The sequence below is a fragment of the Nocardiopsis sp. NPDC058631 genome, assembly GCF_042716955.1.
Taxonomy (GTDB): Bacteria; Actinomycetota; Actinomycetes; order Streptosporangiales; family Streptosporangiaceae; genus Nocardiopsis.
Window position 1 is genome coordinate 24,558 of the sequence record NZ_JBHXQY010000073.1, and the last position, 8,555, is coordinate 33,112.

The 8,555-nt window shown below is 73.3% G+C and carries 6 protein-coding genes; 4 read left to right on the top strand and 2 right to left on the bottom strand.

Annotation, left to right across the window (positions count from 1 at the left end; genetic code table 11):
- Positions 1-122: 122 nt before the first annotated feature.
- Positions 123-2,312 carry a cytochrome c oxidase assembly protein gene (locus tag ACFWTE_RS21665; protein ID WP_378781484.1) on the bottom strand — a complete coding sequence of 730 codons (2,190 nt, stop codon included), beginning with the start codon at positions 2,310-2,312 and terminating at the stop codon, positions 123-125.
- 403 nt (positions 2,313-2,715) lie between these two features.
- On the opposite strand from ACFWTE_RS21665, the gene ACFWTE_RS21670 reads away from it, so the two are divergent.
- The 4 genes from ACFWTE_RS21670 to ACFWTE_RS21685 all read left to right on the top strand — a co-directional run bounded on the left by ACFWTE_RS21670 (position 2,716) and on the right by ACFWTE_RS21685 (position 7,247).
- Positions 2,716-3,945: an amidohydrolase family protein gene (locus ACFWTE_RS21670; protein WP_378781485.1), complete on the top strand. Its 1,230-nt coding sequence runs from the start codon at positions 2,716-2,718 to the stop codon at positions 3,943-3,945.
- Positions 3,946-4,122: 177 nt separating this feature from the next.
- Entirely contained in the window at positions 4,123-5,244 is a 1,122-nt protein-coding gene (ald, locus tag ACFWTE_RS21675) for an alanine dehydrogenase (RefSeq protein ID WP_378781486.1), read from the top strand.
- A gap of 255 nt (positions 5,245-5,499) precedes the next feature.
- Positions 5,500-6,654, top strand: a complete 1,155-nt coding sequence (locus ACFWTE_RS21680) for an enolase C-terminal domain-like protein (RefSeq protein ID WP_378781487.1) — start codon at positions 5,500-5,502, stop codon at positions 6,652-6,654.
- A gap of 137 nt (positions 6,655-6,791) precedes the next feature.
- On the top strand, positions 6,792-7,247 hold the full coding sequence (locus tag ACFWTE_RS21685; RefSeq protein ID WP_378781488.1) for a MaoC family dehydratase: 456 nt from the start codon (positions 6,792-6,794) through the stop codon (positions 7,245-7,247).
- A gap of 79 nt (positions 7,248-7,326) precedes the next feature.
- Here the strand turns inward: ACFWTE_RS21685 and ACFWTE_RS21690 are convergent.
- The coding region (locus ACFWTE_RS21690) for a glycosyltransferase family 2 protein (RefSeq protein ID WP_378781490.1) at positions 7,327-8,555 on the bottom strand (1,229 nt) is incomplete at its 5' end.

The window sequence follows — 8,555 nt, forward strand, 5'->3', positions numbered from 1 at the left end:
CACCGTCGGCCCGCCCACGGGCAGCGCTGGGGGCGGTACCGGGGACGCCCGTCGCCGTGTCTCCGGGGCCGGAGGACGGCGACGGGGGCGCACCCTCCGGTGCGCCCCCGTCCCGGGCCGGGTCAGCCGCCGTTCGCGGGGGCCGGGTCGTCGTCCCCGGCCTTCGCGGCCCCCCGCTCGTGCTGTTCGCCCCGTTCCACCCGATCGTCGGACACGGCCGCCCCGGCCGCCGTCGGATCGCCGGTGGTCACCGTCCCCGTGGCCGCCGGACCGCGCGAGCGGCGGTCCAGCTCGGCCAGGTAGGCGTTGTAGTCGTCCATGTCTGCGTCGTCGGAACCCCCGCGGCGGCTGTGCCTCGCCCGACGGCGCTCCTGCTTCTCGTCGTCGCGGGACCACTGGACCACGAGCGCGAGCATCACCAGCAGGGTGGGGATCTCCCCCAGTGCCCAGGCGACGCCGCCGCCCGCGTACTGGTCCTCGGCCGGCCCGTCCGACCACGGCACCTCGAACTGGCTGTAGAAGTCCATGGCCATCGGGGCCGACTGCATCATGATCGCGATGCCGAAGAAGGCGTGGAAGCCCATCGCGAGCAGCAGCAGCAGGATGCGCAGCAGGAAGGGGATCTTCCTCGGCGCCGGGTCCACGCCCACGATGACCCAGTAGAACAGGAACCCGGTGATGAGGAAGTGCGTGCCCATGAACAGGTGACCGAGGTGGTCGTTCATGAGCGTCGGGAACAGCGGTGTGAAGTACAGGGCGTAGGGGCTGAACACGAAGAGCGGCGCCGCCACCGCCGGGTGCGTCACGATCTTGGAGAAGCGGCTGTTCAGGAACAGGTTCAGCCACTCGCGCGGCCCCCTGTCCCCGCGCTGCGCGGCGGGCCTGAGCGCGCGCAGCGCGAGTGTGACGGGCGCGCCCAGGACCAGCAGGATCGGGGTGAGCATCGACAGGGTCATGTGCTGGATCATGTGCGTCGAGAACAGCACCATCGCGTAGGTCGCGAAACCGCTGAGCTGGATGACCACGATCGACAGCAGGCCCGCTGCGAAGGCGACGGCGCGCCCGGCGGGCCAACTGTCCCCGCGGCGCACCAGCCGGGTCACGGCGGCCGCGTACAGTCCGCCGGCGATGACCACGAACATGATGAAGAACAGGTCCGGGCGCCACAGGGTGAGCAGGGTCTGCGCGCTCATGGGCGGCGGGACGGGGAACCCGAGGATGGCGGCGGCCGGGTCGACGGTGCCCTCCAGCGGCGGGGGCGGGGCGGTGCGCCCCAGTCCGACGGACACCCCGATGACGGTGGCCATGACGAGTACCTCGACCAGCGCGACGCGCAGGAACAGGGGGCGCCGGAACGCGGAGTCCCCGGCCCCCTTCAGGGCGAACTCGCGGTGCATGTAGCCGAACGCGCCCAGGACGCCGAACAGGATGATCTTCACCAGGATGATCAGCCCGTACTCCGTGGTGACGAGTTCGGCCGGGGTGGACAGCCGGGCCAGGGCACTGGCCGCGCCGCTGACGGCGACGCCGACATAGGCCCACAGGGCGAGGCGGCTGAACCGGCGGGCGGCGACCGACGGCTCCTGGGCGTCCCCGCGCACCGCGTGGTAGGTGACGGCGGCCAGGCCGCCCACCCACACGCTGATGGAGATGACGTGCATGGCGAGCCCGGTCACGGCGAGTTCGTGGGCACCGGAGGAGGCCGAGTGGCCGGTCAGGGCGGGCGGCGTGGTGGCGGCCAGGGCGAGGACGAGCAGCCAGAGGCCGCCGGTCGCCGTGGTCGCCGTGCGGCCGAAGAGCGCGATGCCGGTCGTGAGCAGGACGACGAACATCAGCGCGATGCCGCCGGAGACCGATCCGGCGTAGGCGGTGACCTCGTCGACGCTGACCTGGCCGATGGGCCTGGCCAGGAACTCGGAGGCCTGGAAGTAGAGGGTGGCCACGGCGGCGACGGCCCAGACGAGGGCGGCCCAGGTGGCCCCCCTCACGTAGGAGGCCGCCTGCGTGGTGAGCCTGCCCTTGCGCGAGGGCAGCAGGACGGCGGCGAGCAGGAGGAGGCCGATCGCGACGACGGCGGAGGCGTCCATCGCGACCTTGGCCAGCGGCATGCCCCAGCGCACGGCCTCACCCGCGTCGGGAAGGCCTGGGATGACCTCGGGGAAGGCGGCACCGCCGAGGACGAGGGTGAGGCTCAGCCCGGCGAGGCCGAGGACCGCCGCCGCCACGGCGAACAGGGGGACCCGCCCCGTGCCCGGAGCGTCGTCATGGTGCTCCGGGGAGGAGGATGTCGCATTGTGTGCGAGTGGAGCCACGCGGCACTCCGTCGTCGATGTCGTTCGGTCGGCTGGTCGGCGCCCTCGGCCGTGACCGCCTCGCCGCCACCCGGTCGGCTCCGACAGGGACTGTGCACGGAGGGACACCTCGACCAAGGTTAAACCGTCTACTACACGATGTCGGACTTGGGTCGGTCCCGATCCCTGCCCCGACCGGACGGACCACCGGGCCCCCAGGGGGTCGCGCCCGGGTGTGGTCCCCTTTGCACGCGGGTCTGCCGGTTGTCGGATTCCCCCCTTCTCGCCGGGCTCCTCGCGCTACGCTCGTGACCCAGTCGGGACGACGGTCTCCCTCCTCCTCGCGTTCGACGCCTCTGTCCCCCGCGGTCCCTCCCGCGGTCCTGCAGCACTCTCCCGTGGCGAGCGTACGAAGGAGACGGCGATGACCGAGTTCGACAGTGTGGTCCGTTCCAAACGGGTGGTCACCCCCGAGGCGGTCGTGGCCGCCTCCGTGGCCCTTCGTGACGGCCGTGTCGAGGCCGTGGCGGACTACGACGCGTGCTTGTCCGCGCGGAGGGTGACCGATCTCGGTGACGTGGCTCTGCTGCCGGGTGCCGTGGACATCGGCACCGGCGTGCACGTGCCCGGCCGGGGGTTGGCCGAGTCCTACCGCCTGGTCGGCGGAGCCGCCCTGCGTGGCGGGGTGACCTGCGTGGTGGCCGCGCCGGCACCCGCCCGGCCCGCGATCACCTGCGCGGAGGAGCTCCGGGTCCACCAGCGGGCGGCGGCGGGCACCGCGGTGTCGGTGCGCTTCCTCGGCGGGGTGACCCGGGGCTCCAGCCCGCTGGACCTGGCCGACCTCCAGGCGGCGGGAGTGGTGGCGTTCCACTGCTCCCTGTCGGACGGGGGAGCCCCGGACATGGCCGAGCTGAGCGACGCCCGGCTGCGCAAGTCGATGGCGGAGCTCGCCGCCCTGGACACCGTGCTGCTGGTGCACGCCGAGGACTCCGGTGCGCTGGGAACACCGCCGGTGTCACCGGAGCAGCGGCCGCCCCGGGCCGAGCGCCGGGGAATGGAGCGGGTGATCGCGGCGGCGCGCGTGGTGGGGGCGCGCACGCACGTGTGCCCGTTCACGGCGGCGGACTGCGCCGCCCTGCTCGCGGCCGCGGAGTCGATCGGCGTCGCGATGACGGCCCACACCTGCCCGCACTACCTGTGCCTGCCGTCCGAAGGCCTGGATCCGGGGTCCCCCGCGCACGCCTGCCGTCCGCCGCTGCGCTCCGAAGCCAACCGCCAGGCGCTGTGGAACACGCTGCTGGCGGAGGGCTCGGCGATATCCACGGTCGGATCGGGGCACCTTCCCGCGCACGGCCTGTACACGCTGGAGTGGAGCCTGCCGGCGCTGTGGACGGCGGCGTACCGGCGCGGACTGGGCCTGGCGGACCTGTCGCGCTGGACGGCACGGGCCCCTGCCGAGCTGCTGGGGCTGGGCGGCAAGGGCCGGATCGCGGTGGGGTTCGACGCGGACCTGGTCGCCTTCGACCACGGCCGCAGGGTGGTGGTCCCCCCGACGGATCCGAGCCCCTACGCGGGTAGGGAGCTGACGGGCCGGGTAGGGCGGGTGTGGGTGTCGGGCCGCGAGGCGGCGGCAGGCAGCGTCGGCGAGCCCTGACCCCCGGGGCTCCGCCACGGGCCCTGGACGGCACGTGCGCGTCCTCGTGTCACACCCCACACACCGCCCTTACACATTGCCAACAAGAACGCGGAGAGACATGCATGTTGGCGATAGCGTGGCAGCGCCTTCGCAGTTCACAGTGGGGCTATCAACGGAGATACCAGTGGAGGAACCGTGCGCATCGGCGTGCCCCGCGAGATCAAGAACCACGAGTACCGGGTGGCCATCACTCCCGCGGGAGTCCACGAACTGGTCGGCCGGGGCCACGAGGTGGTCGTCGAACGCAACGCCGGTCTGGGCTCCTCCATCACCGATGAGGAGTACGCCTCGGCGGGGGCCCGCATCCTGGACACCGCCGACGAGGTGTGGGCGTCGGGCGACCTCGTCCTGAAGGTCAAGGAGCCGATCCCGGACGAGTACCACCGGATGCGCGAGGGGCAGACCCTCTTCACCTACCTGCACCTGGCCGCGTCCCGGGAGTGCACCGAAGCCCTGCTGGAGCGGCGGGTGACGGGCATCGCCTACGAGACCGTGCAGCTGCCCGACGGAACGCTGCCGCTGCTGGCCCCGATGTCCGAGGTGGCGGGACGCCTGGCACCCCAGATGGGCTCGGTGACGCTCCAGCGGCCCAACGGCGGACGCGGAGTGCTGATGGGCGGCGTCCCGGGTGTGCGCCCGGCGCGGGTGACCGTGATCGGCGCGGGCGTCTCCGGCCTCAACGCGGCGCAGATCGCGGTGGGCATGGGCGCCGATGTGACCGTGCTGGACCTGAACGTGAACAGGCTGCGCCAGATCGACGCGCTGTACCGGGGCCGGATCAACACCGTGGTCTCCAACGCGTTCGAGCTGGAGCAGGCGGTCCTGGAGTCCGACATGGTGATCGGCGCCGTGCTGGTGCCGGGTGCCAGGGCACCCAAGCTGGTGTCCAACGAGCTGGTGTCGCGGATGCGCCCCGGGGCGGTGCTGGTGGACATCGCGATCGACCAGGGCGGCTGCTTCGAGGACTCGCGGCCGACCACGCACGACGACCCGACGTTCCGTGTGCACGACACGGTGTTCTACTGCGTGGCGAACATGCCCGGCGCGGTGCCCAACACCTCCACGCACGCGTTGACCAAGGACACGTTGCGGTACGCGGTGGCGCTGGCCGACAAGGGGTGGAGCCGGGCCCTGCGCGAGGACGAGGCCCTGGCCGGCGGACTCAACACCTTCGACGGCGCGGTGGTGTACGCGCCGGTCGCGGAGGCGCACGGCCTCAAGCACCGGTTGCTGGACGAGGTCCTCGCCGTCGGTTGAGCACCCGACCCCGCCCGTCGGCGGCCTGTGCTCCGGCGGGCCGCCCCGGACTCCCTCGCGGAGTGCGTGGGGGACGGTGCGGGTGGTCGCCCTCCCACGTCCGAAACGGGCAGGGGCCCGTGACCGCCGTGGGAAGGGCCGCACCGCCCGGGGTGGTCGGTCGGGTCGGGCGCGGGTACGGTCGGGAGGAAGGCCCGCGTCCGCCCACCTGGGACGGACGACCTGCGGGAGGACGAACACCGAGGTGGGGACAGCGTGGCACACACCGGCTCGGCGACCGCGATCCGGATCGTCGAACTTGAGCTGATCCGGCTGCGGCCCGCGTCCGGTGGGCGCGGCGCCGACTCCGGCGGCCCCGTCCTGGTCAGGGTCGCGGACGACGAGGGTGTCAGCGGCTGGGGCGAGCTCCCCGCCGCCACCCCGGCCCAGTGGGACGCGCTGACCACCGGGTTCGCTCCCGCCCTGCTCCGGCACTCCTGGAGGCGCCCCACCGAGGCGGGTGACGCCTGGGCCGACCTGCCCCGGGATTCCGCCGTGGCGAGCGCCCTGGACACCGCGTGCTGGGACCTGTGGAGCCGTCAGCGCGGGACTCCGCTCTCGCATGCCCTCGGCGGCGACCGCACCGCGCTCACGGCGGGGGTGACCCTGGCCCGCCAGGTGACCCTGGAGTCGGTGGTCACCGAGGTGAACCGGCAGGTCGGCTCGGGCTTCCGGCGCATCAGGCTGGAGGTGGAGCCGGGCTGGGACGCCGACGTGGTGCGGGCCGTGCAGGCCAGCTTCCCGTTCCTGGTCCTCCAGGTGGACGGCGGCGGCCGTTACACGGAGTCGTCCGCCGACCTGGACTCACTGCGCTCCCTGGACGGGTTGGGCCTCCTGGCCGTCGAGGACCCCTTCGCCCCGGGCGACCTGGCCGCGTACACGCGTCTGGCCACCGAGCTGCGCACACCCGTGGCGCTGGGGCGTCCGCTGTCGTCGGTGGAGGACCTGACCGACGCGGTCCGCGCCGAGGCCGGCGGGGCCGTGAACGTGGACCTCACGCGGCTGGGCGGTCTGACGGCTGCCAGGCGTGCGGTGGACCGCGCCGTGGACGCGGGCTGGCAGGTGTGGTGCGGCTCGTCGGCGGTGACGGGGGTCGGCCGCGCGGCCGTGGTGGCGCTGGCGTCGCTGGCGGGGGCGACCCTGCCGGTGGAGATGCCCGGCGCCGGCAGCCGGAGCCGCGACCTGGTGGTTCCGCCGGTGCGGGCCCACGACGGGGTGGTGCCGATCCCGTTGGCCGAGAGCGGCCTGGGGCACGGGGTGGACCGGGCCGCGGTGGCCGAGCGGGCCACGCGGACTCTGGTGGTGGACGCCGACGGGCCGCGCGAGGTCCGGGCCGAGCGCGGTCGCGAGGCCCGGGGCCGCCGCCGCTGACCCCGTCGCGACGGCGACCGGCCCCGCGGGCGTCCCGCGTCTTCGGGCGGGATCCGCACTCCCCAAACCGAACACCGTTAGGTAGAGTTGCGGCACCGTCCGGCCCCGACCCCGGACCCGACGACCGTGGAGGCGCGGTGCGCGTATTCGCCGACATCAACGAGGTGCTCTCAGCAGAGGGAGAGCACCTGGGCTACACCGACTGGGTGACCGTGGGCCAGGACCGGATCTCCCTCTTCGCCGACGCGACCGAGGACCACCAGTGGATCCACGTCGACCAGGAGAAGGCGGCCGGGGGCCCCTTCGGCACCACCATCGCGCACGGGTTCCTGACGCTGTCGATGCTGGCCCACTTCTCCCAGTCGATCATCTCGGTCACCGAGAAGCCCAGCATGTCCATCAACTACGGCCTCGACAAGGTGCGGTTCCTCCAACCGGTCACGTCCGGCTCCCGCATCCGCGACGGCGTCGAGATCACCTCGGTCAAGGAGACGCCCAAGGGCTACCTGGTCTGCACCAGGCACACCGTGGAGATCGAGGGCTCCGAGCGCCCCGCGCTCGTCGCCGAGTCGCTCGGCCTCTGGGTGCCCTGACCCCGGTTTCCGACCCCCGGAACCCGCACGGAAGCGCCCCGGACCCTTCGGCCCGGTGCGCGTCCGTGCGCGCCCCGTCTCAGCGCGCGAACCTGCGCAGGATCCGGCGGCCCAGGTCGGGGGTGAACCAGCGCAGCTTGCGCTCGGCCCGCTCCGCGCGCCTGCGCATCCGCTGCGCCTCGGCCCTGGCCTGGTGCAGCTGGTGCCGGAGCGACTCCGGGGTTTCCGCCGACTGCTCCTCGGCCACGGGTTCGGCCTCGGCGGCCACCAGGAACGCCTGCGCGGACGACCACTGGATGCCGAACAGTTCCTCGACCAGCTGGTCGAGCTCCTTCGGCGACGCCTCGGGCTCCAGGTGGCGGGCGCGGGCGAAGGCCGCCGCGCGCTCCAGGCGCAGCACCCCGTCCCCCGCACGCGTGGCACCCGGCAGGGGCGCGCAGAACAGGCCGTCGCCCCGGCTGTCCAGCAGGGTGAGCAGGTTCGCGACGGCGTTGGCGCGCGGCTCCGCCCCCACGGGGACGTGGAGCCGGAAGGGGACCCGGGGGTCGTGCTCCGGCTCCTCCCCGGTGAACCGCACCCTCGGGTCGCCCCGGAAGGTCTCCCGCACCAGCCGCAGATCCAACCGCTCGTCGTCCAGCGGGGAGCGCCGCCCCTCCTCCAGCTCCGCCCACGGACCGCGCAACCACAGCCGCACGTCCGGCGTGCTTCCCCGCAACAGGCCGGAGGCGGTGGCGTCCACCTCCTCCAGGGTGGACCCGGTGACGTCCAGGACGATGTCGACCCGGGGCACCTCCCACTGCCGGTCGGGGCGCTTGTTGCGCAGGTGGAAGTCGGGGACGCGGTTGGCCACGAAGGGCATGCGGTACCGCATGCCGCTCTCCCTCTCCTGCTGCATCTGGGAGCGGCCCAGGTGCCAGCTGCTGGTGTCCAGGTCGGGGACGAACACGGCGCCCTGCTGGGCCAGGCGGTGGCCCAGTTCGCTGTCGCCGCCCAGGATCAGGTCGGCGTCCATCCCGCCCGCCGCCTCGAAGAGGCTGCGGTGCAGCGAACCCGTGGCACCGACGAACACCTTGAAGGCCCCGTGGCCGGCCTCACGCAGGCCGTCGGTGCGCTCCACGATCTCCTCGATCCAGTGGGTGTCGGCGGTCTCCCTGTCGAACAGGTCGCCCGCCCGCCCCGCACGCACCTGCTCGGCCACGTACCCGGGGTCCATGGTCTCCGGGTCGAAGTCCACGAACAGCTTGTGGCCCATCGCGACGCCGTAGTCGAGCAGGTGGTGCCACCGCATCTGCGACTCGACGTGCTCCC

Excerpts from the sequence above, each read along its gene's own strand:
- ACFWTE_RS21670 (WP_378781485.1), top strand. The coding sequence starts at position 2,716 with ATGACCGAGTTCGACAGTGTGGTCCGTTCCAAACGGGTGGTCACCCCC.